Here is a 25,411-nt window from a genome sequence, read left to right on the forward strand (position 1 = left end):
GCGAGGCGGGTCCGGTCGGGATGGGCTGGCGGCGCCAACCTAACCGAGAATCGACGCTTGTCGCCCGCCGCGCGCGTCAGCGGCGCTTCCGCCCGGCCCGGCTCACCCGGCGGCGACGAGCGTCCGCCCCTGCCCGTCGGGCACGCAGCCGCGCTCGATCATCTCCATGATCTCGTCGGCCGTCGCCAGGGACGGATCGAAGGTGCGCTGGGTGTCGTTGAGCCGGAAGTTCGGGTCGCCGTTGACCAGGCGCATGCTCCACGACCTGAACATGCGCGCATGCACCTCCCGGGCGAGGCACAGCCGGATGTTGTCATGGCGGTGGTCGGCGAGGATCCGCCCGAGCGTCTCGGTGACACGCAGGCGCGGGCCCTCGAGCAGTTGGACGAAGAAGCGGTGCGAGAACAGCAGGACGCCGGAGATATCGGCTTCCCGGTTGTGGTGGGTCGAGACGTCGTGGATGGCGCGCAGTTGCGGCAGGAGGTCGCCGCTGGCGATGTTGACCTCGCTCAGATAGACCACGCGGATCAGAAGACCCATGCTTGCTCCGGTTCCTTCACGCCAGACGTTTGGCCAATGGCCGACCTCAAGCTAACCGGGAAGCCTTAAGGTTCGGGGATCCAGGGGACAGTTTGCGAAACCGGGCGCCGGCCTTTGGCCGGTGAGCGAAAGTCGCCGCCGGGTCCGGCCGCAGCGCGGAAACGCACGTTGGTAAAACTACTTATCTGCAACTCTCGGTTGTAGGCCCCGCGCACGGCGGCTTCCGCAGGGCTCCGGCGCTTTAACGCTTCGTTTGCCCTGCTGCCAATTCGAGCCCCGCCAGGCGACCCGCATGGGGCCGCCGGGGCGATGCTAGCCCACGCCCGGCGCCTCGTGGCCGGTACGGGCCACGTAGTCGAGATAGCCGCCGCCATACTGGTGCACGCCGTCGGGCGTCAGCTCCAGCACGCGGTTCGACAGCTGGGCGAGGAAGTGGCGGTCGTGGGACACGAACAGCATCGTCCCCTCGTACTGCGCCAGCGCCTCGACCAGCATGTCCTTGGTGGCCATGTCCAGGTGGTTCGTGGGCTCGTCCAGGACCAGCAGGTTCGGCGGGTCGTACAGCATCAGCGCCATCACCAGCCGGGCCTTCTCGCCGCCCGAGAGCACCCGGCAGCGCTTCTCGACGTCGTCGCCCGAGAAGCCGAAGCAGCCCGACAGCGTGCGCAGCGAGCCCTGGTTGGCCTGCGGGAAGGCGCTCTCCAGCGTCTCGAACACGGTCTGCTCGCCGTCGAGCAGGTCCATCGCATGCTGGGCGAAATAGCCGAGCTTGACGCTGCCGCCGAGCGTCACCGTGCCGGTGTCCGGCGTGGTGGCCCCGGCCACGAGCTTGAGCAAGGTGGACTTGCCCGCGCCGTTGACGCCCATGATGCACCAGCGCTCCCGGCGCTGGACCTGGAAGTCGAGGCCCTCGTAGATGCGACGGCTGCCATAGGCCTTGTGCACGGCCTTGAGGCTCACGACGTCGTCGCCCGAGCGCGGCGCCGGGGGAAACTCGAAGGACACCGCCTGGCGCCGGCGCGGCGGCTCGACGCGCTCGATCTTGTCGAGCTTCTTCACGCGGCTCTGCACCTGGGCGGCATGGGACGCGCGGGCCTTGAAGCGCTCGATGAACTTGATCTCCTTGGCGAGCATGGCCTGCTGGCGCTCGAACTGCGCCTGCTGCTGGCGCTCGTTCATGGCCCGCTGCTGCTCGTAGAAGGCGTAGTCGCCCGAATAGGTCGTCAGCGATCCCGCATCGATCTCGACCACCTTCCGGACGATCCGGTTCATGAACTCGCGGTCGTGCGAGGTCATCATGAGCGCGCCGTCGTAGCCCTTGAGGAAGGTCTCCAGCCAGATGAGGCTCTCGATGTCCAGGTGGTTGCTCGGCTCGTCCAGCAGCATCACGTCGGGGCGCATGAGCAGGATGCGGGCGAGCGCGACGCGCATCTTCCAGCCGCCCGACAGCGCTCCCACGTCGCCGTCCATCATCTCCTGGCTGAAGCTGAGCCCGGCCAGCACCTCGCGTGCGCGGCCTTCCAGCGCGTAACCGCCGAGCTCCTCGAAGCGGGCCTGCACCTCGCCGTAACGTTCGATCAGCGCCTCCAGCTCGTCGGCCCGGTCGGGATCGGTCATGGCCGCCTCGAGCTCGCGCAGCTCCTCCGCGACCGTGCTGACGGGCCCCGCGCCGTCCATGACCTCGGCCACCGCGCTGCGGCCGGCCATCTCGCCCACGTCCTGGCTGAAATAGCCGATGGTCACGCCGCGATCGATCGCGACCTGTCCCTCGTCGGGCACGTCACGGCCGGTCATCATGCGGAACAGGGTCGACTTGCCAGCGCCGTTCGGCCCCACGAGACCCACCTTCTCCCCGCGTTGCAGGGTGGCCGAGGCCTCGATGAACAGGATCTGGTGGCCGTTCTGCTTGCTGATGTTCTCGAGGCGTATCATGGGATCCTGCCGCAGGTGGGTCGCGCGGCGCCCTTATGGCCCGCCCGCGCCGGAAGCGGAAGCCTCATGCCCGCACATGCCCTGCCCCGGATCAGTCCAATGCCGGATTGCGCCCGCCGGCACCTCGCGTGCTAAGCCGTCTGCGCGCCGCGACGGCGCCTGCGGAGAACGATCGATGTCCGGCGACGATGACTATGTTTTCGACGAGGAGACCGGCGAATGGATGCCGGCCGCCGACCTCGCGGCACGACGGGCCGCGGCCGACACGGTGGTGGTCCGCGACAGCGAAGGCAACACGCTCGCCGATGGCGACCAGGTGATCGTGATCAAGGATTTGCCGGTGAAGGGCACGGGCCAGGTCATCAAGCGCGGCACGGTGATCAAGTCGATCCGCCTGACCGGCGATCCGCAGGAGATCGACTGCCGGCACGAGACCATCAAGGGATTGGTGCTGCGGGCGGAGTTCGTGCGCAAGCGGACGGGCTGAGGCGGCAGGGACACGTCTCCCGCCTGCCTGTCACCATCCGCCTCATCCCGAGCGGGCCGCAGCGCGGCCAGGCCGGGATGACGCAGGATGCCCGCGGCGGCACGGTCGTGCCGCCTGCGACTCACGGCCTTCACGGGCCGTGTCTCGGGACGGGGCTCTCGACGAGCCCCGGCGCCGGACGGCGATCAGGCCGTCTTTGCCCGAACGCGCTTCTTCGGGGCCGCGGCGGCCTGGGCAGCGGCCTCCTCGGCGGCCACCTTCGCCAGGGCGGCGTCGCGCTCGAGGCGCAGCGCCTTCAGCTTCTCGGTCTTGACGGCCCGGCGCTGGTCGATGAGCCGCTGCTCCTCCACCCTCTTGGCGTCGGCCGTCTGCTGGCGCTCCACCCTGTCGTTGAAGGCGGTGGCCGCCTTGCGGCGGGCGGTCTGGTTCTGCGTCGAATGGGCTTCGCTCATCGAAGTCCTCCTTTGAAGAGATCGCTTCAGTGCTTCGAGCCGGACGGCTTCTGGGGCACGGTGCCCTTGGTCGAAGGAGCCGCTGCGATCGTCTTCGGCTTTTCCTTCTTCGGTTTCTTGGCTTCTCGATTGCCGCGCTGTTCGCCCTTTGCCACGTCGATCTCTCCCAACCAAAAAACATCCATAGCATAATCCTTACGATTCTTTTTGGCGCGAATAAGTTCCCGCTGCCGTTTTTCTGTCGGACGCGGTCCCAGCGGCCGGCGAAAATTGATGATCCGCCTGGGAATTTCTCGGCATCTTTTGGCTCGTAAGCTTGACTGGGTGCAATGGGCTTGCAATCTGGACGCTGCTGGCCTAGTGTGCGCAGATCGACGTTTGGCCGGACGACTGGGCCGTTTTCGCCTGCATGGCGTAGCGCAAGTTCAGATTTCTCTCCAAAATTCGACTGAACCGGAGTTGGGCGTCGCCCTTCTTCCATGCGCACATCTATGCAGAGGACAGATCACATGATCGTCGGCACCGTGAAGTTCTACAACGACCAGAAGGGCTTCGGCTTCATCCAGCCGAACGACGGCAGCAAGGACGTCTTCGTCCACGCGACCGCTCTCGAGCGCGCTGGCATGCGCGGCCTCGTCGAGGGCCAGAAGGTGGCCTTCGACACCGCCGAAGACCGTCGGACGGGCAAGATCGCCGTCAACAACATCGCGACGGCGTAATCGCCTCGCCGAGACGCGAAGGCCGTCCTTTCGGGGCGGCCTTTTCCTTTTTCGCACCACCCACGACCACTGAAGACACCTCTCCAGGAGACCGAAACAGATGGACTTCCGCTCTTCCCTCAACGATCGCCTCGCCGCTGCGGAAAAGGCCCGCAAGGCCATGCAGGAGCGGTTCGCGGCGAAGAATCCGGCCACAGACCCGGCTGCCGCAGCGCGCCGGGCCGCACGCGCCGAAATGGCGAGCGCCCGCGATGAGCGTCGCAAGGAGCGCGAGATCCGCGTGGCCGCCGAGAAGCTCCAGCGCGCCGAAGAAGAAGCCCGGCTGAAGGCCGAGCGCGAACAGGAGGCGATCAGGCTCGCCACCGAGAAGGCCGAGCAGGAGCGCGAACTCCTGGCGCGGCAGAAGGCGGCTCGCGACGAGCGCTATGCGGCGCGCAAGGCCCGCCGCAAGTAAGCTCGTCACCGCACGGGCGCGGTCGGGCAGGCTCCCGGACGCGGCGATCTGGTAGAGTGAACCGATCGCCGCATCGTCCGGACCGACCCATGAGACACCCGACCTCCTCCCGCATCCGGCTCGAACCCGAACGGCGGACCGCCCTCGTCAAGGCGGTCCAGGCCCATTTCCGCACCGAGTTCGACGAGACCCTGAGCGACTTCCGCGCCAACGCCCTGCTCGATTACTTCGTCGGGGCCGTCGGGCCGGCGGTCTACAACCAGGGTGTCCGGGATGCGGCGGCCTTCATGCAGGGCCATCTCTCCGACATCGAGACCGAAGTCTACGAGCGCGACACCGACAGGTGACCGCCCAGATCGCCGTCTCGCCAGAACGGCGGCAGGACCTTGAAGTCGGGCGTGGCGGGCGTCGCCGGCAGGCGCAGGGCGCGCAGCCGTCCCGGCGTGCCGCTGATCGGTTCCGCCGTCCATCCCATGACCGTTTCGAAATAGGCGGAGGCCAGCGCCACGCCCGGCCACCAGTGGTCGTCCAGGATGACGAGCCCGCCGGGCTTGACCAGCGTCTGCAGGAAATAGACGTCCACGAAGACCTGGTGGAAGACGTGGCTGCCGTCGACGAAGGCGGCATCGGCCACGACGCCCTCCTCGATCAGGCGCGGCAGGGCGTTCTGGGACGGCTGCCGCAGCAGCTCCGAGATCCCTTCGAGCCCCGCCCCGCGCACCGCGGTCCACCCGGCATCGCGGAAGGCGCTCTCCTGGTAGGGATCGACGATGACGTGCCTGCGGCCGCCGGTGGCCACCAGCGCCTCGCCGATCGCGAGGGCCGAGCTGCCATAGGCGAGCCCGATCTCCACGACCGTGGCGGGCCGCTCGGCCGCCATGGCATCGCGGATGGCGTCGCAGTCCTCGACGGGCAACGTCACCACCCCGAAGTCGCCTTCTGAACGGACCCAGTTCGGACCTTCGGCGGCCAGGGTCCGCCGCGCCTCGCGCACACGATCAAGACGGGTTTGCGACATCGCTTCCTCCTCCGACGTTGGTTCGGGCCCGCTGTCGCGCGGCCGGGGGTCGCGGGGACACGAGTGCCGCGCGCCGCGCGCGTTGGTCGTGACGGCAAGAATGCCGCGCGTCGCGCGCGGCTTGCCGTCACTGCAGCAAGTGCCCCGTCTGCTTGTCGAACAGCCTGATGCTGGTCGGCGCCATTGTGAACCGAAGAGGCTGGCCGGGGGAATAGGCGTGGATCGAGGGCGCCCGCGCGACGATCTGTCCTGACGGGAGGTCGAGCACGACGAACGTCTCGGACCCCTGCGGCTCGGCCACGCGCACCACACCGCGCACGCTCATGGGCCCTGCCTGGTCGCTGTCCGAGCACAGCTGCAGCTCCTGGGGGCGCACCCCGAGCGATACGGCCTGGCCGGGAGAGGCCATGGCCGGCATCCCGGAGCCCTGCGGTGCCTGCACCGCGCCGGCGTTGGGGCCGAAATCCAGCCCTCCCGGCCCCACCGTGGCCTCGATCATGTTCATTTCGGGCGTGCCGATGAAGCGCGCGGTGAACACGTCGCCCGGCCGGTTGTAGAGCTCCATCGGCGTGCCGACCTGGAGGATGTGGCCGTCCCGCATGACCACGATCCTGTCGGCGAGCGACATGGCTTCCACCTGATCGTGGGTCACGAAGACGACGGTGCGGCCGAGCCGCTGGTGGAGTTGCTTGATCTCGAGCCGCATCTGCCCGCGCAGCTGCGCGTCGAGGTTGGACAGGGGCTCGTCGAACAGGAAGGCGACAGGGTCGCGCACCATGGCCCGCCCGATGGCGACGCGCTGGCGCTGACCGCCGGACAAGGCCGCGGGGCGACGCTCGAGGTAGGGCTCCAGGCTCAGCATGCGGGCCGTCTCGGCAATGCGGGCCTGCTTCTCGGCCTTGGACAGCTTCGACGTGTAAAGACCGAAGCCGATGTTCTGGGCCACCGTGAGGTGCGGGTAGATGGCGTAGTTCTGGAACACCATCGCGATGTTGCGATGCTTGGGCTCGCGCTCGTTCATCACCGCGCCGCCGATGCGCAGCGTGCCCGCGCTGATTTCCTCGAGCCCCGCGATCATGCGCAGCGTCGTCGACTTGCCGCAGCCCGACGGACCGACGAGCACCACGAATTCGCCGTCGGCGATCGACAGGTCGATGCCATGCACCGTCTCGATGGGCCCGTAGCGCTTGACGACCTTCTGGAGTTCGATCGCGGCCATCATGCTCCCCTTGCGATTTCGTCGATCCTGGTGTCGAGGTCCCGCGCCGCGGCGGCCTCGAAGGCCGACCGCGACGCCGCGCGCTCGTGGAAGGCGTCCAGGGACGTCCGATAGCCGCGGATGGCCGCGTCGAGCGCCGCCGGGGCCGGCCCGCCGAAGCGGTCGCGGATCGCCACGAAGTGCTCCGGCGAAACCATGCTCGCGAACTCGCCCTGCCCGGCCCGCGGAGGCCGGCCGACATGCCGGGTGAACGACTCGACGAACGGCGCGAAGCCGTCCCTGGGCAGATCGCCGCCGGTCGCGACGACCGCACGCGCGACGTCTGCCGCGATCTCGTGGCCCAGCCGGAACGACAGGCCCTCGCTGCGCACCAGCCAGTCGGCGAGTTCGGTGATGGTCGCGCACGATCGGCTCAGATTGGCGGAGACCCTCTCCGGGTCGATCTGGCCGGCACCCACAGTCGCGGTGAGCAGACCCAGCACGCGCTGGGCGACATCGAAGGCCTGGTATCCCATCTCCTGGGTCTCGGCCTCGCTGTCGGTCATGTCCGTGAACGGCGTGTTGTGCATCACGTCGACCACCGCGCGAGCCCGGCCCACGGTCTGGCTCGCCAGATGGCGCAGATGCTCGAACGGCACGGGATTGCGCTTCTGCGGCATGATCGACGAAATCTGGACGAAGGCATTCGGCAGGTAGAGCTGCCCCACCTCGAAGCTCGACCAGAACTGGAAGTCCTGGATGGGGCGGCCGAGATGCAGGAACAGGAGCGAGAGGGCGCTGTAGACAGAGGTCAGGTAGTCGGTGGCGGCAATGCAGGAATAGGCGTTCTGCAAGGGCGCGGCGAAGCCCAGCAGCTGCGCGACGCGGTGCCTGTCGATGGGAAAGCCCGAGGTGGTGATCGCCGCCGCGCCCATGGGGCACAGGTCCACGATGGTGCGCGCCGCCTCCAGCCTCTCCAGGTCGCGGATCAGCACCTCGATCACGGCGGCGAGGTAATGGCCGTGGGTCGTCGGCTGGGCCGGCTGCCCGTGGGTGTAGGCCACGATGAGGACGTCCCGGTCGCGCGCGGCGACGTCGATGAGCGTGCCGAGAAGCCCCCGTCCCGCCTGCAGCAGGGCGTCGATCCTCGGCTTCAGCCCGAGCTTGAGAAAGGTGTGGTCGATGTCGTTGCGGGAGCGGGCCGTATGGAGGCGTCCTCCCACGTCGGGGCCGGCCCGATGCTTGAGCTCCCGCTCGCGATGGAAGAAGTAGTCCTCCACGTCGCCGCCATAGGTCAGGCTGCCGGGGTCGATCTCGCGGTCCATCGCGACGAGGGCTCGCGCGATCGCGGCGCCCTGCGCGGCGTCCAGGATGCCGGTCTCCACGAGCATCACGAGATGCGCCCGGTCGATGCGGGCGAGCGCCGCGGCGTGATGGTGGGTGGCGCCGTCGAAGAGGGGCTTCAGCACGGTGGCGCGATAGACCGGATCGGGAAAGACGGAGCGGTCGTTGGCCTGCAGGATGCTCATGGCGATCAGCCCTTCACGCCGGCGAGCATGACGCCGCGGACGATGTAGCGTTGGAAGAAGAGGAAGATGAGCAGCGTGGGAACGGTGGCGAGCGCGGCGCCCGTCATGATCAGTTCCCACTGGATGGATTGCTCCACCGCGAAGCTCGAGAGACCGACCGGGAGCGTGTAGAGCGTCTGGTCCGTGGTCACGATCAGCGGCCAGAAGAAGGCCGTCCAGTTGCCGAGAAAGGTGAAGATGGCGAGCGCCGAGAGCGCCGGCGTCACCAGCGGCAGGGCGACCTTCCACCAGATGGCGAACTCGTTCAGACCATCGATGCGCGCGGCTTCGAGGAAGTCGTCGGGGACCGTCTCGAAGAACTGCTTCATCAGGAAGACGCCGAAGGCCGTCATCATCCCCGGGAACATGATGCCCCAGTAGGTGTCGAGCCAACCGAACTTGCTGGCCATGAGGTACCAGGGAATGACGAGCATTTCGGTTGGGATCATCAGGGTCGACAGGATGGCGAGGAACACCGCCTGTCGGCCCGGGAAGCGGAACTTGGCCAGCGTGTAGGCGATGAGGCTGTCGAAGAAGACGCAGGACAGCGTGACCACCGTGGCCACCAGCACCGAGTTGAAGAACCAGCGCGCGAAGCGACCGTCGCCCAGGACCTTGACGTAGTTCTCCCACGTCGGATGGAGCGGCACGAGACGCAGGTCGTAGACCTGGCCCGCCGACTTCAGCGACGTCGAGAACATGAACAACAGCGGCGTCACCATGACCACGCCGCCCAGGAAGAGCACGGTCCATGCGGCGATCCGGCCTGGACGCACCGATGCGAAGCGGGCCGGCGGGGTTGCGCGCGGGTCCATCTCAGCGGCTCCTCAGGATCCAGAGTTGCGCCATGGAAATCGTGAACAGGATGGTGAAGAGCACCACCGTCTGCGCGGCGGCGTAGCCCATCTGGTAGGACGAGAACGCCGTCTGGTAGATCATCAGCACCAGCGGCTTGGTCGAGTTCAGCGGTCCGCCGGGATCGTTGCTGGTCATGTTGTAGACCTGGTCGAAGATCCGCAGGAACCCGATCGACGAGAAGACGACGAGGAACACGGTCGTGGGCTTCAGCAGCGGAATGGTGATGCGGGTGAGGATGGCGCCCTCCCCCAGGCCGTCGACCCGGGCGGCCTCGTAGTAGCTGACCGGAATGGCCCGCAGCCCGGCCAGGAAGATGATGATCTGGAAGCCGAGATGGGCCCAGATCGACGTCACCATGATGGCCGGGAGCGCCTGGTCCACCGAGCGCAGGAACGGCTGGGCCGGGATGCCGGCCCAGGCCAGGAGGCTGTTGATCACCCCGATGGGCGGCGGCTGGTAGAACCAGCGCCAGACCCAGGCCATGGCCGCGGCGGTGGTGAGATAGGGCAGAAAGTAGAGCGCGCGGATGAAGCCGTGCAGAACCGTGACGCGGTCCAGGTAATAGGCGATGGCGAAGGACAGGACGATCGCGATGGGCGTCCCAAGAATAAGGTAGGCGAACGTGTTGCGGAAGACCTGCCAGAAGGCGGGATCGGCAAAGAGCCGCCTGTAGTTGTCGAGCCCCACGTATTTCGCGGGATTGAGCAGATCCCAATCGGTCGTGGACAGATAGAACGCCTCCAGCGTCGGGTAGAAGCGTACGACGGTGAAGAACAGGAGCGGCACGGCGAGGAAGGCCCAGGCCCAGACGACGCGCTTCGCCGACATGGACAGCCGCCCCCACAGCCCGGTGCGTCCCTCGGTCTCATTCACGGTTGCATCGGTCATGGGTCCTCCGGGCCATCCGCAGCCTCGGGCCGCGCCTGGCGAAGGACGCCTGCGTGCCCGGGGGCAGGCTCGCGTCCTTCGCCGACTGACTGACGGGACGATCGCCCGTCGTTACTTGCCCTTCGCCTTGTCGAGGACGGCCTGCTCACGCTCGGCCGCGGCCTTGACGGCGTCGGCGACGGGCGTGTCCTTCAGAAGCACGGAGTTGATCATGTCGATCGACACCTGCCGCTGCGCCAGCTCGTCCGTCATCGGCGGGGTGGCTGCATAGTCGAGAGCGCGGATGAAGGGGCCGTAGATCGGGTCCTTGATGTTCTCCTCGGTCAGCGCGACGCGGCGACGCGCCGGCAGCTCGCCCACCTTCTCCAGCCAGATGGTCATGGCCTTGGGCGAGGAGACGTAGGCCAGGAATTTCTCCGCCGCGGCGAGTTTCTCGCCCGTCGCCGAGGCGCCGATGGCGTTGGCGAAGTAGCTGCCGAAATTGGCCCTCTTGCCGTCCTGGCTGGGCAGTTCGGTGACGCCCCAGGTGAAGGTCTTGATGGTCTTGTACGACGCGATGCGGAACGTGCCGTCGACGACCATGCCGGCGAGCCCGGCGCGGAAGGCCGCCTGCCCCTCGTCCATGAAGCTCTCCTGGCCCACTTTGTGGACCTTCTGGAAGCTGGTGTAGAACGTGAGCGCCTTTCGCCCCGCCTCGCTGTCGTAGGCGACCTTGCTGCCGTCGGCCGAGTAGGACTCGCCGCCGAACTGGCGCACCAGGATCTCACGCCACCAGTTGTGGTCCTGCCGGGCGATGTCGAGCGCCATGCCGACCTGCTGGTAGTTCCCGGCGCCATCGCGAACGGTCATCGCCTTGGCGGCGGCGACCATCTCGTCCAGGGTCTGCGGCGGCTTCTCCGGGTCCAGGCCTGCCTTCTTGAACAAGTCCTTGTTGTAGAAGAGCGCCATCGTCCGCACGGCCGTGGGCAGGCCGTAGTACTGGCCGTTGCGCTTCATGGCCGTGACGATGGGGAAGAACTCGCTCTCGATCTCGGCGGCCTTGAAGACCTCGGGCGAGAGGGGTTGCACCAGCTTGCCGGCGATGAAGGTGTCGAGCCAGCCGTAGAAGAGCTGCATCACCTCCGGGCTGCGGCCGGCCGCGCGCGCCGCGATCAGGCGCGTCTGGTAGTCGGCGTAGGGGAATGTCACCTGCTTGACGGTGATGCCGGGGTTCTCGGCCTCGAAGGCCTTGATCACCTCGGTCATGGCCTGGACGCGCGTGTCGAAGACATACTGCCAGTACTGGATCTCGACGGCGGCGGCCGGACCGGCCGACAGCGCCAGCGCTCCGGCGAAGAGCCCGCCGGCGAGAGTGCGCAGAGACCGGGCGAACTTCGGGAGAAGCGGCATCGGGCATTCCTCCTGGTTGACTGATGTTTATGCAAGCGCTTGCGTAAACGGTCATGCCAAGGTTGTCAAATCGCGGCGGCCCGGGATAAGGTCTCCGCATTCGAATTGCGGCCAAGACCAAGTCTGCAATGGATTTGAGACGAGATGAGTACAACACCCACCAAGGGCCTTTTGCCCGACAAGCGCTTGCACAAAGGGGCTGATCTCAAGTCGCTCGCCATCCAGCTCGGCTTGTCGCAATCCACCGTCAGCCGGGCGCTTCGTGGCCATCACGCGATTCCGGAGAGCACGCGCCGGCGGGTCGAGGCCGCGGCCGAGGCGGCGGGCTATCGGCCCAACGCCAGGGCGCGCAGCCTGGCGATCGGACGGGCCGAGACGATCGGCCTCGTCTTCCCGCTGGAGAGACTGCAGCTTCCCGAGACCAACTTCGTGGACGTGCTCGCCGGCATCTCGACCGTCGTCACGCAGCGCAACTACTCGCTGTTGCTCTCGCCGTTCAGGGACGACGAGGTGGCCGTCCTGGGCAAGCTCGCCTCGTCCAAGTCGGTGGACGGGGTCATCATCACCCGCCCTCTCGTCGTCGACCCGCGCATTGCGCTCCTGAACCAGCTCGGCCTGACCTTCGTGCTGCACGGACGCACCGAGGTGCAGGAGCCCTACAGTTTCGTCGACACCGACAACGACGCGTCCTTCGAGCGATTGACCGGCCTCCTGCTCGACTACGGCCATCGGGACATCGTGGCGGTGAACGGTCTTTCGCACTTCCGCTACGCGGCGGCCCGGGCGGCCGCGTTCCATCGTGCATTCAGCGCGAGAGGCCTCGAGGCTCCGACCGAAGCGGTCGAGTTCGTGTCGATGACCGAGGCGACCGGCTTCGAGACCGCCATGCGGCATCTGGCGGCGCCCGTGCGTCCCACGGCCTTCGTCTGCGGCTCGGTCTTCCAGGCGCGCGGCGTCTACCGCGCCGCGGCCGCCTGCGGCCTCACGGTGGGTCGCGACCTTTCCGTGGTAGCCCATGACGACGGCGTGCGCGGTTGCCAGGCCACCGACCTGACGCCCGCGCTGACCGCGACGACCACCCCGATCAGCGCCTCCGGCGAGGGGCTGGCCGGGATGCTCATCGACCTGGTCGAGGGGCGGATCAAGGGCCCCGTGGGCCGGATCCTGCCCTTCGACCTCATCCTGCGCGACTCCGTGCACGTGGTGCGGTAGGCCCCGGCCGCCGCCCGCCGCAGAGCGTTGGGCCGGCTGGACAGCCGATCAAACCAGTCCCGCCTTGTCGAGCCCATAGAGCTTGTCGGTGGAGCCCGGCTCGGCCCGGAATGCGACGCTGGCACGGTTCCAGGCGTTGATCGTCATGACCGCGTAGGTGAGGTCGGCGAGTTCCTTGTCCGAGAATTCGTCGCGCACTCTGGCGTAGAGATCGTCCGGGACGCCCTTCGCCGGCAGGTGCGTCACGGCCTCCGTCCAGGCGAGCGCCGCCCGCTCGCGGGCGGAAAAGAGCGGCGACTCGTGCCAGACGGCGACGTGGTGGAGCCGCAATTCGCGCTCACCGTGGAGCCGCGCCTCCTTCACGTGCATGTCGACGCAGAAGGCGCAGCCGTTGAGCTGAGACGCGCGGATCTCGACAAGGCTGAAGAGTGTGGGCTCGACGGCCTTCTTGACCGCCATGGAGAGGTCGGCGAGCGTCCTGAAGAGCTCGGGCGACTGCTGGGCATGGTTGAGGCGCTGGATCATCGTGGTCTCCCGTGAGCACAGAATGGGTCTGCTCGAGACGAGACGATGGGCAGGCGAACGATGTGACGCGGAGCCGACATGACGGGACCGCGCAGCCTCGATGTCACATCGGCGACCGCGATCTCGTCGATCGGTCGGCAGGCCCGTGGGGGGCCGCCCGCCGAACGAGAGATGTGCCATGTCGACCGCTGCCGGAACCGCCCTCGCCTCGCTCCGGGCGCCCGCCATGACGGCCGATGACCCGGTAGCGTCCTTCGAGGCGCAGCGGCCGCGCCTGGTACGGCTCGCCTGCCGCATGCTCGGCTCGCGCAGTGACGCCGAGGACGTGGTCCAGAGCGCGTGGATCCGCTGGATGGGCACCGATCGAGGCGAAGTTCGCTCAGTCCCGGCGTTCCTGGCGCGGGTCGTGACGCGCTTGTGCCTCGACGAGATGAAGTCGGCGAGAGCCCGTCGCGAAATCTATGTCGGCGCCTGGCTGCCGGAGCCCGTCCTCGACCGGGCCGAGGAGGATATCGACGGGGATGACCTCACGCTGACGCTGATGCTGGCGTTGGAGCGCCTGTCGCCATTGGAGCGCGCCGCCTTTCTGCTGCACGACGTGTTCGGCATGCCTCTGGACGCCGTGGCCGATACGCTCGGCCGCAAGGGGCCAGCCGTGCGCCAGCTCGCCGCTCGCGCGCGCCGCCACGTGCGGGAGGCGAGGCCCCGCTTCCCGGTGGATCGCGCCGAGGGAGAGCGGATCGCGAAGGCCTTCTTCGCCGCGACGGCGAGCGGCGACCTCACGGCCCTGCGCGGGCTGCTCGCCGAGAATGCCGAGCTGCGATCCGACGGCGGAGGCAAGGTGCTCGCCTTCCCCAACCCGGTCCGCGGGATCGAGCGCCTGCTGCGGCTCTATGCCAGCCTGAGCCGCAAATGGGGCTCCGCCTGGGCCGAGATGATCGAGCCGGTTTGGATCGACGGGCTTCCAGGCTACATCAGCCGCGAGCGCGGCGCGATCCTGCAGACGACCGCCCTGGCGATCGAGTGCGGCCGGGTCGTGGGCATCTACGTGACCCGCAACCCGGACAAGCTGCAGCGGGTGCCGCGGCCCGCTTCAGGAGCGGTCGATCGGGATGCGCTTGCGCCCATAGACGATGCCGTCGAGGGACCAGGCTCCGGGCCCCAGGAGCATCAGGCTGAGGCTGCCGCCCGCCAGCGCCAGGCAGGACGCCAGTGGCGGACCTGAACCGGCGAAGACCACGCTGAGCGCGAGCAGCGGGCTCGTCAGCGGCGTCCCGGCGCCCAGGAGGACGCATGTGGCCAGGACGAGGGGAGCGGCGCGAAGCGCCAGGCCGAGTGCTCCGCCCAGGACCGCGTCCGCGGCCGTCTCGGACGCGACGGCGATGGCAAGGGCCGACAGACCCAGCGTCATCCGCAGGATCAGCAGTCCTAGACCCGGCCACGACCCCGGAAAGGTGGAGAACAAGCGCTGCACGCGAACCTCTCGGCGAGGTTACGCGCGCCAGCCGATCCGGCACACCCCGATCGAGGGGGTGCGCGCCGCCTCTCACGAGGGGGCGTAGGGATCGAGCAAACCGCGCGCCATGCCGAGCGCGACGGCATGGGTGCGGTCGCGGGCGCCGAGCTTGACCAGGATGTTCTTGACGTGCCCCTTGACCGTCTCTTCCGCCAGGCCGAGCAGCCCCGCGACGGCCTTGTTGGAGTTGCCGGCCGCGATCAGTTGCAGGACCTGCTGCTCGCGCGGGCTCAAATCCTCCGCGCCGATGGCGCCGGCCATGGCGCAGGCGACGTCCGACGACACCCGCGTCTGCCCGCGATGCACCGCGCGGATGGTGTCCATCAGGTCCTTGCGAACCGAACTCTTCAGCAGGTAGGCCTGGGCCCCGGCCTTCAGGGCGCGCCTCGCCAGGAGATCGCCGCCATAGGTGGTGAGGACGATGATGCGGGCCGCCGGGGACTCGGCGCGGATCGCCTCGATGGCTTCCAGTCCGCCAGCGCCCGGCATCTGCAGGTCCATAAGGGTCACCTGTGGCCGCAGCGCCCGGTGCAGGGCCAGCGCCTGGTCCCCGTTGGCGGCTTCGCCCACCAGGCGGAGATCCGGCTCCTGGGCGAGCAGCGCGGCGATCCCCTCGCGGATGAGCGGATGGTCGTCCACGACGAGGACAGTGATGGGATGTGCGCCCGCGGGGCGGGCCGTGACCGTTTCAACCGACATGGGTTCGGGCTTTCTCACTGTCGACGGGGCGGACCCAGCCGGCGCCCCCATAGGCCGCGGCGGCCGGTATCACGAGTTCGATCTCGGTGCCGGCGCCGGGCTGGCTCCACACCGTGAGCCGTCCGCCGATCCGCTCCGCGCGCTCGTGCATGCCGGCCAGGCCCCAGTGGCCCTCCCGCCTGCCGGACGCGGCGACCTTGGCGTCGAGACCCACGCCGTCGTCCCGCACGCGCAGGACGAGGAGCTTGCGGCCGTAGGACAGCTCCACCTCGATGTGGGCCGCGGCCGCGTGCTGGGCGGCGTTGCGCACCGCCTCGCGCGCCACCAGGAAGACCTCGTCCACGAGGAGCGGCGTCACGTGGCGCGTGCGCCCCTCGATCAGGAAGGAGATGGCGGCGCCCGCGGCGGTGCCCGCCACCTCGTCGCGAAGGGAGGCAAGCGCGGCGGGAAGATCGCGCTCGCCGTCGGCCATGGCCCGCAGGTCGCTCACCGTGTCCCTGCCCTCTCCGATCGCCTGGTCGGCCCGGTCGAGCGCCAGGTCGAGCATGTCGGCAGCCTCCTGCGGCCGCGCGGGCAGCATGTTGCGGACCGCCTGCAGGCGGAGCACCAGCCCCTGGAAACCCTGCAGCAGGGAATCGTGGATCTCGCGGGCGATCCGCGTGCGCTCGTTCACCCGCTCGTCGAGCCGCATGGCGTAGTGCCGGCCGATCTGGGCGAGCCGCATCCGGTAGGCCGTGGCGCTGGCGGCGAACAGGAGGCCCAGCGCCACGAGCTTGACCCAGCCCCGCTCCCACCAGGGCGGCAGCACCGTGATCGTGAGAGCCTGCCCCGGCGCGCTCCAGCCACTTCGGCCCGTCCGGGCCTGCACCTCGAAGCGATAGGTCCCCGCGGGCACCGCCGTGTAGCTCGCCAGACGAAGGTCGCTGCCGCCTTCGTGCCAGCCGGTGTCGAGCCCCTGGAGCCTGTAGCGGTACTGGACCGCGTTGGGATTGCGGAAGCACAGGGCGGCGAAGGCGATCGCGAACTCGTTGCCGTCGCTGGGCACCTCCAGCCGGGCGGTTCCGCCGCCCTCGAGCCGCGTGCGCTCCGCCGCGGTGACGGGCCGGCCGGAGAGGCGGACGTCGGTGAGGACGAGCGGCGGCTCCACCTCGCCGCGCATGGCCTGCGCCGGATCGAACACCGTGGCGCCGGAGAACCCGCCGAACACCATCTCGCCGGACGGCGCCCGGTGACAGGCGTTCCAGCCGCTCAGATCGTTGCCCGGAAGGCCGTCGGCGATAGAGAACGCCGTGAAGGCCATGGTGTCGACCTGCAGCCGGGCGATCCCGTTGTTCGTGCTCATCCAGAGCGTGCCGGGCCGTTCCTCGAGGATGCAGCTCACGACGTCGCCGGGCAGCCCGTCCGCCTTGCCGAAGACCTTGAACGTGCCCTGCGCCCGGTCGAGCAGGTTCAGGCCGTTCTGGGTCCCGACCCAAAGCGCGCCGCGCCCGTCGACCAGCACCGTGTTGACCGTGTTGTTGCTCAGCGTCGAGCGCACAGACGGGTCGTGTCGAAAGCCCGCGAAGCGTCCCGTGCCGGGCTCGAAGCGGTAGAGACCTGCGGTGCTGCCGAGCCAGAGGTCCCCGGAGGGGTCCTCGGCGATGGAGAAGTAGCCCTCGGCGGCGCTCTGCGGGTCGCGCTTGAACACCTGCGCGCGGCCGGTCGCCGGATCGAAGCGGTTCAGCCCGTTCCACGTGGCGAGCCACATCGCGCCGCCGCGGGCGACGAAGATGCGCGTGACGATGTCGCTGCCGATGGAGGCCGGATCGGCGGGATCGTGGCGGTAGTGGGTCGTGGCGCCGCTCGCGAGGTCGAGGCGGAAGAGGCCGCGCCCGAGCGATCCGGCCCACAGGACCCCGGCGGGGTTCTCCCTGATGGCGAGCATCTCGACCGCGCCTTCGCCGGGCAGGGCCACGGGCCGGCTCTCGCCGCTCTTGCGGTCGATGCGCCCCAGCGCACCCCCGGCGCCGGCCCAGAGGATGCCGGCGGCGTCCGTGTAGACGGTGTTGACCAGCGTCTCGCCGACCGACTTGGGATCGGCGACCGGCGTCGCCACGCGCTTGAACGGCAGCTCGCTCGCCGCGAAGCTGTTGGGCGGGCTGGCGTGGAGCCCGACCCACACGTTCTGCTGGGTGTCCTCGAACAGCGCGATGATGCGGTTCTCGGCCAGCGACTCGAGCGACCCCGGATCGTGCCGATAAGCCCGGAAGGCGTGCCGTTGCCGGTCGTAGCGCAGCAGGCCCTCGCCCATGGTACCGAGCCAGATCGTGCCCTCGTGGTCCTCGAGGATGGCGTAGACGCCCGTGAGGCCGGATCCTCCCGCGGACCCGCCCTGGACGGCGAAGCGCGTGAGCGTGTTGCTGGTCCGGTCGAACTGGGCGAGCCCGTTGCCGGACCCGTAGACGATCCAGAACGTCCCGGCCTTGTCCTCGTGGAAATAGAATTCGCGGACGGCCTCGCGGATGGGAATGCGAAAGGTCACCCGGCCCGTGGCCCGGTCGAACGTCTCCAGCCCCTCCCCCGTCGCCACCCAGAACCGCCCCTGGCGGTCCAGGCCCGACGACTTCACGTCGTTGCTGGCCAGGCTCGCGTCGTCGACGGGATCATGGAGGAAACGGGTGACCGCACCGGTGCGGGGATCGTGGCGATAGAGCCCCTGCACCGTCGCGAGCCACAGGACGCCGTCCTCGTCTTGGCTGACGTGGTTGACCACGGGGTTGCCGTCGTCGAGCCGGACGTGACGGAAGGCTTCCGTGCGCGGGTCGTAGGCATCGAGCCCCTGGTCGCTGCCCACCCAGAGCGTGCCGTCGCGATCCTTGAACAGGGCGTAGATGAACACGCCGCTGAGGCTGCCGGGGTCGCCGGCCTCGTGCTTGAAGAGCCGATAGCTGCGGCCGTCGTAGCGGTTCAGCCCATGCTGCGTGCCGAACCAGAGGAAGCCGCGGTCGTCCTGGACGATGTGGGACACGCGGGTCTGCGACAGTCCGTCTTCCAGCCGGGTCCGCCGGAACAGGATGTCGTTGCGCGTCTCGACCGGCAGGACGACGACCTCTTGGGCCACCGTGGCGCTGGGCACGGCGGCAGGGGCGGCGCCGGCGAAAAGGCACCAGGCGGCCACGAGACAGAGGGCTGCGGCGAGCCAACGGTCGATCCTCATGGCGGGCCAGGGCACCGGGGCCGACATCACCACTCCCGTTTGCTATCGCGATAATAAATATTGCACGATGCATTCGTCTCGGTCAATGTCGGTGGCATCGGGCCGGGGGGCTCGGCGCCTTGGCGGCCGCACGGAAAAGAAGAAAAAAATGCTCGAGCTCGACCAGCATTTCTGCTTCGCGGTGTACTCCACCGCGCACATGTTCAACCGCGTCTACCGGCCCCTCCTCGACGAGTTGGGCCTGACCTATCCGCAGTACCTCGTCCTCGTCGTGCTGTGGCACGAGGGACCCGGGTCGGTCACCGCGCTCGCCGAGCGGCTGAAGCTGGAGACGAGCACGCTCACGCCGTTGCTGAAGCGCCTGGAGAAGGCCGGCCTCGTCACGCGCACGCGCAGCCGGGCGGACGAGCGCAAGGTGACGATCGCTCTGACCGACGCGGGGCGCGCGGCGGCCAGCCGTGTCCCGCCGATCAACGCCGCCATCGCGGACGCCATCGGCGAGACCCCGGAGGAGCGCGCGGCGATCCAGAAAGCCCTGCTGCGCATCCGCGAAAGGCTGGAAGCGGCCATCGCGTGAGCTCTGGCGACGGCGTCAGGCGAAGCGCTTGGCCCCGGCCACGCAGGCCACGACGGCGGCCGCAGCCGCGAACATCGTCCAGGACACCGGTTCGGCGAGAAGAAGGGCTGCCAGGCCCAGCCCCAGGAACGGCTGCAGCAACTGCAACTGGCCCACGCCCGCGATACCGCCCAGGGCGAGGCCCCTGTACCAGAAGACGAAGCCCACCAGCATGCTGAAGACCGACACGTAGCCGAGCCCCGCCCAGGCCGGGGCGGCGACGGCGCTCCAGTCGGCGGGCCACACCGCGACGGCCGCCACTCCCATCAGCGGCAGGGACGCCAGCAAGGCCCACGAGATGACCTGCCAGCCGCCGAGCCGGCGCGACAGGGCCGCGCCTTCCGCATAGCCCAGCCCGCACAAAAGCACCGCGCCGATCATCAGGAGGTCGCCCTGCAGCGAGGCGCTGCTGCCCTGGGTGAGCGCGAAGCCCGCGACGCAGGCAGCACCCGTGGCCGCGAAGATCCAGAAGACCGGCCGCGGCCGCTCTCCGGCGCGCATGACGCCGAAGAGCGCCGTGGCGAGCGGCAGGAGCCCGATGAAGACGATCGAATGGGCCGAGGTCATGTGCTGGAGGGCGAGCGCGGTGAGCAGCGGAAAGCCCACCACGACGCCGGCCGCGACGACCGCGATCGCGGCGAGATCCCTGCGCGCGGGCAGCGGCTGGCGGAGCACCAGGAGCAGCAGTCCGCCCAGGAGGGCCGCGATCACCGCGCGGGCGGAGGTGAGGAACAGCGGCGTGAAGCCGTGCACCGCCACGCGGGTGGCCGGCAAGGATCCGCTGAAGATCACCACGCCCACGAGGCCGCTGCCCCAACCCGCCATCGACCGCTGCATGCGGCACCCTCCCGATCCTGCGTCCTCCTTCTAGACGCTGGACGCCGGCCCGGACAGATACGGTTGCAGTACAGTTCTCAAAACTGTATGCCTCGATTGCGCGATACGGTGGCCCCTGAGGGCGGGTGACGATGTCGGGACGGACGCAGCAGGTCGTCGAAGCCATCCGGGCGAGGATCGGCGGCAAGTCGCTGGCGCCCGGCGAGAAACTGCCCTCCGTGCGCCGCCTGGCGCGCGAGATGGCGGCGTCGCCATCGACCGTGGTGGACGCCTACGACCGTCTGGTGAACGAAGGGCTCGTGCACGCGCGGCCAGGGTCGGGCTTCTACGTCTCGGCCGCACGCACCCCGCCCCCGCTCGCCGTGGCCGAACCGCGGCGCGACAGGGCCATCGATCCGCTGTGGGTGTCCCGGCAGGCGCTGGACGCCGGAGCCGGGGCCTTCACGCCGGGCTGCGGCTGGCTGCCCGCCGACTGGATGCCGCTGGACTCGCTCCGCCGCGCCCTGCGCCACGCGGCACGCGGTCCGGACGCGGCGATCGCCGAATACGGCGGCACCCAGGGCCCGCTCGCGCTGCGCGCCCTGCTGGCGCGCCGGCTGGCGGGCCAGGGTCTCGACGTCGGCCCGGACCGGGTTCTGCTCACCGCGTCGGGAACGGAAGCCATCGATCTCGTCTGCCGGTCGCTCCTCAATCCGGGCGACACGGTGCTGCTCGACGACCCGTGCTACTTCAATTTCCAGGCGCTGCTGCGCGCCCACCGCGCCACCATCGTGAGCGTGCCCTACACGCCGGCCGGGCCGGATCCGGTCGCCTTCGCCGCCGCCGTGGAGGCCCACCGGCCGCGCCTCTACATCACCAATTCGGCGCTCCACAATCCCACCGGCGCCACGCTGTCCCCCCAGGTCGCGCACAAGCTCCTGCTGGCCGCGGCCGGCTGCGGCATGACGATCGTCGAGGACGACATCTTCTCGGAGTTCGAGCCCGAGCCGTCCCCTCGCCTCGCCGCCCTCGACGGGCTGGCGAGCGTCATCCGCATCGGCAGCTTCTCCAAGACGGTCTCGGCCTCGCTTCGCTGCGGCTACATCGCGGCCTCGGCCGAGCACATCGACGCGCTCGTCGATTTGCAGGTGGCCACACGCTTCGGCGGCCCGAGCCCGGTCACCGCCCATGCGCTGCTCGCCGTCCTGGGCGACGGGGCTTACCGCCGCCATCTCGACCAGTTGCGGCGGCGGCTCGCCACGGCTCGGGTCGAGGCGGCCGAACGCCTGTCGTCCGTCGGCATCACGCCCTGGATCATGCCGCGGGGCGGCTTCTATCTCTGGTGCCGGCTGCCCGCTGGCTGCGATGCCGCAGCTCTCGCCCGCAGCGCGCTCGCGGACGGGGTCGTCCTGGCGCCCGGCAACGTGTTCAGCCCCACCGAAAGCGCCCCCGACTTCATGCGCTTCAACGTCGCCCACCTGGAGGATCCGCGCGTCCTCGCGACGCTGGCCCGGCACATCGCCGCCGCTCCCCGGGACGCCGGGATCGTCGCGTCTGCCTCGGTGTCGGCTCGCTGAGGCGCCTCGTGGTGATGCCGGGGCGGCAGGTTCTGTCTGCCTTGCGTAGAATTGTTCGTATTCACGGCTTCTCTGATGGCTTGCCAGCCTAATCGTGGCCGTCATTCCCTGTATTCATCGCCGCAATCTCGGAACCGTTGACGACGTGTCTGCATTTCTGGCCGGCAGACAACGTCCTGAGACCTGAGGAAAGGGATCACATCATGAAACGCCTCTTGATCACTGCAGGCACGATCGTCCTTCTTGCTGCACCGGCGATGGCGCAAAGCGGAGCCGCCGGCGGCGCGGCCGCGGGTGCCGTGGGTGGAGCCGTGGTCGGCGGCCCGGTGGGCGCCGCGGTTGGCGGCGTGACCGGCGCGATCGTCGGCGGAGCCTTGTCGGCCCCGGACCAGACGCGCGTCCGCGAATACGTCGTGAAGGAGCACCACCCGTCGGTGAAGGTGCAGGAAGACGTCCGCGTCGGCACCGTTCTGCCTGGCACGGTGACCTACTACGAGATCCCCAACAAGGTCGGCGTGAAGACGACCTACCGCTACGCGGTCGTCAACGACCGTACGGTGCTGGTCGATCCGGCCACCCACAAGGTGATCCAGGTCATCGAGTAAGCGATGGCGCGCCGGTTCGCCGGGCGATCCCGCCCGAGGGAACCCGGCGCCGCTCCGCGCATTCACTCGCATATCGGTGAACATTCAAGCGATGACGGCGGGTCCCACGCGGGGCCCGCCGTCGTCCGCATCTTCGCGGAGACGACATGACACATGCCGAGGCCATCGGACGGCGTTCCGTCCTGCTCCACCCTGGCCTGGTGGCATCCGGCGCGACCCTGCTGATCGCCGCCTTCGTCAGCGACGTCCTGTACTGGCGGACCCTCCTCTACCAGTGGAACAACCTGTCGCAATGGCTCGTGGCCGGAGGCATGCTGATGGCGCTTCTGGCGGCCATCGCCTTCGTCGTCGACCTGCTGCGCGGAGCAGTGCATCGCGTGGCGTGGCTCCGCTTCGCGGGCCTCGGCGTCGCCGCGCTGCTCGGGTTCCTCAACGCATTGGTCCACAGCCGCGATGCCTACACGGCCATCGTGCCGCAGGGCCTCACGCTGTCGGCGATTGTCGCCGCTCTCCTCCTGATCGTGGGACTGACGGGAGGCTGGTCGCTGGCCCATCGCCGGGCCGTGGTCGTGTCGCACAACCCGGATGTCCGCCCATGACCCGCACCAACTCCTCCGCCCGCCCCCTGCTTCTCGCCATGGTCGCGGTGGCGCCCGCGCTTCTGCTGGCCGCCTGCAACGACCAGGCCGGCGACCCCCGCACCCAGTATGGCGGCGATCCGAAGCTGCCGGAGGCCAAGCAGTATCTCGTGCCGCCGATGAAGGTGATGCCGGCGCGCGGCTGGCAGGACGGCGAGGCGCCGACCGTCGCCGCGGGCCTGCGCGTGCAGCTCGTCGCCAACGGCTTCGAGCATCCGCGCATCGTCTACCCGCTGCCCAACGGCGACATCCTGGTGGTCGAGACGAACGGGGCCGGCGGGCCCGTCTACCGGCCGAAGGATTGGATCCAAGGCATGATCAAGGGTCTGTCCGGGTCCGGCGGCAAGGCCGGCCAGCGCATCACCCTGCTGCGCGACAAGGACGGGGACGGCGTGCCCGAAACCCGCTCGGTGTTCATCGACCACCTGAACGCGCCCTACGGCATCGCGCTCGTCGGATCGGACCTTTACGTCGCCAACACGGACGCCATCCTGCGCTTCCCCTACAAGGATGGGGACACGCAGATCGCGACAGCGGGCGAGAAGCTCACGGACCTGCCGGCGCAGACGCCCAACCACCATTGGACGAAGGCCATGACGGCCAGCCCCGACGGGTCGAAGCTCTATGTCGGCGTGGGGTCGAACAGCAACATCACCGAGAACGGGATCGGTGCCGAGGAAGGCCGCGCCGCCATCTGGGAGGTCGACCGCTCGACGGGCCTGAAGCGCATCTACGCGGCCGGCGTCCGCAATCCCACGGGCCTCGCCTTCGAACCGACGACGGGCCAGCTCTGGGCCGTGGCCAACGAACGCGACGAGATCGGGCCGGACCTGGTGCCGGACTATCTGACCTCCGTGAAGGAGGACGGCTTCTACGGCTGGCCCTACAGCTACTGGGGTCAGCACCTGGACAGCCGCGTCCAGCCGCAGCGCCCGGACCTGGTGGAGAAGGCGATCAAGCCGGACTACGCGCTGGGCTCGCACGTCGCGCCGCTGAGCCTCGCCTTCACCCAGGCGAACGCTCTGCCGCCCCAGTTCCAGAACGGAGCCTTCATCGGCGAGCACGGAAGCTGGAACCGGGATCCGGTGTCCGGATACAAGGTGGTCTTCGTGCCCTTCAAGGACGGGCGCCCGAGCGGCGATCCGGTCGACGTCGTCACCGGCTTCTACACCAACGACGGCAAGACACGCGGCCGACCGGTCGGCGTGGCGCTCGACAAGACGGGCGCCCTGCTGGTGGCTGACGACGTCGGCAACGCGGTCTGGCGCGTGACCGCGGGCTCGGCCTCGGCTTCCGCGGCCGTGCCGATGCACTGAGGCCGACAGGATCGACCCGCAGGGTCGGGGCCCGTGCCCCGATCAGGGATGGATCGCCAGGCGGTCGATGGCGTCCCGGTCCCAGGCGATGCCGAGGCCCGGGACGGTCGGCGCGACGGCCATGCCGCCGGGCTCGACCTGCATCAGGTCCGCGGTGGTGATGGCCCGAAGCTGCGGGATGTGCTCGACATAGATGGCGTTGGGCACGGCCGCGCAGAGGCTCACGTGGATTTCCATCAGGAAATGCGGGGCGACCTTCACGTTGAAGGCCTCGGCCATGTGCGCCACCTTCAGCCAGGGCGTGATGCCGCCGATGCGTGCGACGTCGGGCTGGACGATGCCCGCCGCACCATGCGCGAGGTATTCGCGGAAATGGCTCGCGGAGTAGATGCTCTCCCCGACCGCGATGGGGATCGACGTGGAGCGAGCCAGCTGGACGTGCCCCGACATGTCCTCGGCCGGCAGCGGTTCCTCGAACCAGAAGGGGTCGAACTCCTCGATCAGCCGGGCCCGGCGGATCGCGTCCGCCGCCGTCATCGACTGGTTGGCGTCGACCATGATGTTCGTGGTGGGACCCAGCGCCTCGCGCAGGGCGCCGAGCCGCTCGCGGTCCTCGGCTGGGTCGGGCTTGCCGATCTTGACCTTGATGCCGCTCCATCCGCGTGCCTTGGCGGCGAGCGCGTCGGCGACGAGTTCGTCCGTGGTCAGGTGCAGCCAGCCGCCCTCGGTGTTGTAGATCGGGATCCGCGATTTCGCGCCGCCGGCCATGATGCCGAGCGGCTGGCCCGCGGCCTTGCAGCGGATGTCCCACAGGGCACAGTCGACGGCGGCCAGGGCGAGGCTGGTGATGGCGCCGACCGCCGTGGCGTGCGTGCGCCAGAACAGGAGCTGCCACAGGGCCTCGATCTGGCGGGCATCCTGGCCGATCAGCGCCGGCAGGAGATCGTGGTGCAGCAGGGCCATGACCGAATGGCCGCCGGTGCCGATGGTGTAGGTGTAGCCGAGCCCCGCGACGCCGGCGTCCGTCTCGATCTCGACGAAGATCGTCTCCTGCTTGACGAAAGCCTGGATGGCATCCGTGCGCGGCGTCTCCGGCACGAGGTCGACTTTCCAGGTTCTGGCGGCGGTGATGCGCATGGCACGGTCCGGGGTTCTGACGCACGGGTGCGCCGAGCCTGCCATGCCGCCGCGG

Annotated in this window: 26 protein-coding genes; 11 read left to right on the forward strand and 15 right to left on the reverse strand. The window is 69.1% G+C overall.

Features of this window, described 5'->3' with window-relative positions; all coding sequences use genetic code 11:
* Positions 1 to 102: 102 nt before the first annotated feature.
* Positions 103 to 540, reverse strand: coding sequence for a BLUF domain-containing protein (locus Q0Q47_RS02230; RefSeq protein ID WP_293853819.1), 438 nt, complete (start codon positions 538 to 540; stop codon positions 103 to 105).
* A gap of 312 nt (positions 541 to 852) precedes the next feature.
* Positions 853 to 2,472, reverse strand: a complete 1,620-nt coding sequence (gene abc-f, locus Q0Q47_RS02235) for a ribosomal protection-like ABC-F family protein (RefSeq protein ID WP_293853820.1) — start codon at positions 2,470 to 2,472, stop codon at positions 853 to 855.
* A gap of 175 nt (positions 2,473 to 2,647) precedes the next feature.
* Between abc-f and Q0Q47_RS02240 the strand changes: the two genes are divergently transcribed.
* The gene (locus tag Q0Q47_RS02240; RefSeq protein ID WP_293853822.1) at positions 2,648 to 2,959 is read left to right on the forward strand and encodes an alkylphosphonate utilization protein; all 312 of its coding nucleotides are present in this window, start codon (positions 2,648 to 2,650) and stop codon (positions 2,957 to 2,959) included.
* Between the two features lie 185 nt (positions 2,960 to 3,144).
* Here Q0Q47_RS02240 and Q0Q47_RS02245 read toward each other — a convergent pair whose 3' ends face one another.
* On the reverse strand, positions 3,145 to 3,411 hold the full coding sequence (locus Q0Q47_RS02245) for a hypothetical protein (protein WP_293853824.1): 267 nt from the start codon (positions 3,409 to 3,411) through the stop codon (positions 3,145 to 3,147).
* Positions 3,412 to 3,437: 26 nt separating this feature from the next.
* The gene (locus Q0Q47_RS02250; protein ID WP_293854085.1) at positions 3,438 to 3,581 is read right to left on the reverse strand and encodes a hypothetical protein; all 144 of its coding nucleotides are present in this window, start codon (positions 3,579 to 3,581) and stop codon (positions 3,438 to 3,440) included.
* A gap of 339 nt (positions 3,582 to 3,920) precedes the next feature.
* Here Q0Q47_RS02250 and Q0Q47_RS02255 point away from each other — a divergent pair, with 339 nt between their 5' ends.
* The 3 genes from Q0Q47_RS02255 (at position 3,921) to Q0Q47_RS02265 (ending at position 4,931) form a co-directional block, all read left to right on the forward strand.
* A complete protein-coding gene (locus tag Q0Q47_RS02255; RefSeq protein ID WP_293853825.1) occupies positions 3,921 to 4,130 on the forward strand; it encodes a cold-shock protein in 210 nt (69 codons plus the stop codon).
* A 100-nt stretch (positions 4,131 to 4,230) separates the two neighbouring features.
* Positions 4,231 to 4,584 (forward strand): DUF6481 family protein, encoded by a 354-nt coding sequence (locus Q0Q47_RS02260; protein ID WP_293853827.1) that lies wholly within the window; start codon positions 4,231 to 4,233, stop codon positions 4,582 to 4,584.
* Between the two features lie 89 nt (positions 4,585 to 4,673).
* Complete coding sequence (locus Q0Q47_RS02265; protein WP_293853828.1) at positions 4,674 to 4,931, forward strand: DUF2164 domain-containing protein; 258 nt, start codon at positions 4,674 to 4,676, stop codon at positions 4,929 to 4,931.
* On the opposite strand, the gene Q0Q47_RS02270 is transcribed toward Q0Q47_RS02265, so the two are convergent.
* The 6 genes from Q0Q47_RS02270 to Q0Q47_RS02295 form a co-directional block, all read right to left on the reverse strand.
* A complete protein-coding gene (locus tag Q0Q47_RS02270; RefSeq protein WP_293853830.1) occupies positions 4,907 to 5,602 on the reverse strand; it encodes a class I SAM-dependent methyltransferase in 696 nt (231 codons plus the stop codon). The two genes, Q0Q47_RS02265 and Q0Q47_RS02270, sit on opposite strands and share 25 nt — an antisense overlap.
* A 127-nt stretch (positions 5,603 to 5,729) precedes the next feature.
* On the reverse strand, positions 5,730 to 6,821 hold the full coding sequence (locus Q0Q47_RS02275) for an ABC transporter ATP-binding protein (protein WP_293853832.1): 1,092 nt from the start codon (positions 6,819 to 6,821) through the stop codon (positions 5,730 to 5,732).
* Positions 6,821 to 8,329: an argininosuccinate lyase gene (locus tag Q0Q47_RS02280; RefSeq protein ID WP_293853834.1), complete on the reverse strand. Its 1,509-nt coding sequence runs from the start codon at positions 8,327 to 8,329 to the stop codon at positions 6,821 to 6,823. The genes Q0Q47_RS02275 and Q0Q47_RS02280 overlap by 1 nt, the downstream gene beginning before the upstream one ends.
* A 5-nt stretch (positions 8,330 to 8,334) precedes the next feature.
* Positions 8,335 to 9,183: a carbohydrate ABC transporter permease gene (locus Q0Q47_RS02285; protein WP_293853836.1), complete on the reverse strand. Its 849-nt coding sequence runs from the start codon at positions 9,181 to 9,183 to the stop codon at positions 8,335 to 8,337.
* A gap of 1 nt (position 9,184) precedes the next feature.
* Positions 9,185 to 10,114 (reverse strand): carbohydrate ABC transporter permease, encoded by a 930-nt coding sequence (locus tag Q0Q47_RS02290; RefSeq protein ID WP_293853837.1) that lies wholly within the window; start codon positions 10,112 to 10,114, stop codon positions 9,185 to 9,187.
* Positions 10,115 to 10,225: 111 nt separating this feature from the next.
* Complete coding sequence (locus Q0Q47_RS02295; RefSeq protein WP_293853839.1) at positions 10,226 to 11,503, reverse strand: extracellular solute-binding protein; 1,278 nt, start codon at positions 11,501 to 11,503, stop codon at positions 10,226 to 10,228.
* A gap of 186 nt (positions 11,504 to 11,689) precedes the next feature.
* On the opposite strand from Q0Q47_RS02295, the gene Q0Q47_RS02300 reads away from it, so the two are divergent.
* Positions 11,690 to 12,715 carry a substrate-binding domain-containing protein gene (locus tag Q0Q47_RS02300; RefSeq protein ID WP_293853841.1) on the forward strand — a complete coding sequence of 342 codons (1,026 nt, stop codon included), beginning with the start codon at positions 11,690 to 11,692 and terminating at the stop codon, positions 12,713 to 12,715.
* Positions 12,716 to 12,763: 48 nt separating this feature from the next.
* Here the strand turns inward: Q0Q47_RS02300 and Q0Q47_RS02305 are convergent, their stop codons facing one another.
* Positions 12,764 to 13,240: a carboxymuconolactone decarboxylase family protein gene (locus Q0Q47_RS02305; RefSeq protein ID WP_293853842.1), complete on the reverse strand. Its 477-nt coding sequence runs from the start codon at positions 13,238 to 13,240 to the stop codon at positions 12,764 to 12,766.
* A gap of 226 nt (positions 13,241 to 13,466) precedes the next feature.
* Between Q0Q47_RS02305 and Q0Q47_RS02310 the strand changes: the two genes are divergently transcribed.
* Positions 13,467 to 14,465, forward strand: coding sequence for a sigma-70 family RNA polymerase sigma factor (locus Q0Q47_RS02310; protein ID WP_293854072.1), 999 nt, complete (start codon positions 13,467 to 13,469; stop codon positions 14,463 to 14,465).
* 321 nt (positions 14,466 to 14,786) lie between these two features.
* Here Q0Q47_RS02310 and Q0Q47_RS02315 read toward each other — a convergent pair whose 3' ends face one another.
* Positions 14,787 to 15,455 carry a response regulator transcription factor gene (locus Q0Q47_RS02315; protein WP_293853844.1) on the reverse strand — a complete coding sequence of 223 codons (669 nt, stop codon included), beginning with the start codon at positions 15,453 to 15,455 and terminating at the stop codon, positions 14,787 to 14,789.
* Positions 15,445 to 18,678, reverse strand: coding sequence for a sensor histidine kinase (locus Q0Q47_RS02320; protein WP_293853845.1), 3,234 nt, complete (start codon positions 18,676 to 18,678; stop codon positions 15,445 to 15,447). Before Q0Q47_RS02320 ends, Q0Q47_RS02315 begins: the two co-directional genes overlap by 11 nt.
* Positions 18,679 to 18,799: 121 nt before the next feature.
* On the opposite strand from Q0Q47_RS02320, the gene Q0Q47_RS02325 reads away from it, so the two are divergent.
* A complete protein-coding gene (locus tag Q0Q47_RS02325; protein WP_293853847.1) occupies positions 18,800 to 19,228 on the forward strand; it encodes a MarR family winged helix-turn-helix transcriptional regulator in 429 nt (142 codons plus the stop codon).
* A 15-nt stretch (positions 19,229 to 19,243) separates the two neighbouring features.
* On the opposite strand, the gene Q0Q47_RS02330 is transcribed toward Q0Q47_RS02325, so the two are convergent.
* Positions 19,244 to 20,104, reverse strand: coding sequence for a DMT family transporter (locus tag Q0Q47_RS02330; protein WP_293853849.1), 861 nt, complete (start codon positions 20,102 to 20,104; stop codon positions 19,244 to 19,246).
* 131 nt (positions 20,105 to 20,235) lie between these two features.
* Here Q0Q47_RS02330 and Q0Q47_RS02335 point away from each other — a divergent pair, with 131 nt between their 5' ends.
* The 4 genes from Q0Q47_RS02335 to Q0Q47_RS02350 all read left to right on the forward strand — a co-directional run bounded on the left by Q0Q47_RS02335 (position 20,236) and on the right by Q0Q47_RS02350 (position 24,219).
* Complete coding sequence (locus Q0Q47_RS02335) at positions 20,236 to 21,660, forward strand: PLP-dependent aminotransferase family protein (RefSeq protein ID WP_293853850.1); 1,425 nt, start codon at positions 20,236 to 20,238, stop codon at positions 21,658 to 21,660.
* Between the two features lie 203 nt (positions 21,661 to 21,863).
* Entirely contained in the window at positions 21,864 to 22,265 is a 402-nt protein-coding gene (locus Q0Q47_RS02340; RefSeq protein WP_293853852.1) for a DUF1236 domain-containing protein, read from the forward strand.
* Positions 22,266 to 22,411: 146 nt separating this feature from the next.
* Positions 22,412 to 22,864: a DUF2231 domain-containing protein gene (locus Q0Q47_RS02345; protein ID WP_293853854.1), complete on the forward strand. Its 453-nt coding sequence runs from the start codon at positions 22,412 to 22,414 to the stop codon at positions 22,862 to 22,864.
* Positions 22,861 to 24,219, forward strand: a complete 1,359-nt coding sequence (locus tag Q0Q47_RS02350; protein ID WP_293853855.1) for a sorbosone dehydrogenase family protein — start codon at positions 22,861 to 22,863, stop codon at positions 24,217 to 24,219. The genes Q0Q47_RS02345 and Q0Q47_RS02350 overlap by 4 nt, the downstream gene beginning before the upstream one ends.
* Positions 24,220 to 24,261: 42 nt before the next feature.
* Here the strand turns inward: Q0Q47_RS02350 and Q0Q47_RS02355 are convergent, their stop codons facing one another.
* Complete coding sequence (locus Q0Q47_RS02355; RefSeq protein ID WP_293853857.1) at positions 24,262 to 25,356, reverse strand: mandelate racemase/muconate lactonizing enzyme family protein; 1,095 nt, start codon at positions 25,354 to 25,356, stop codon at positions 24,262 to 24,264.
* Positions 25,357 to 25,411: the final 55 nt, after the last annotated feature.

The organism is uncultured Alsobacter sp., assembly GCF_945952055.1.
Lineage (GTDB): Bacteria > Pseudomonadota > Alphaproteobacteria > Rhizobiales > Beijerinckiaceae > Alsobacter.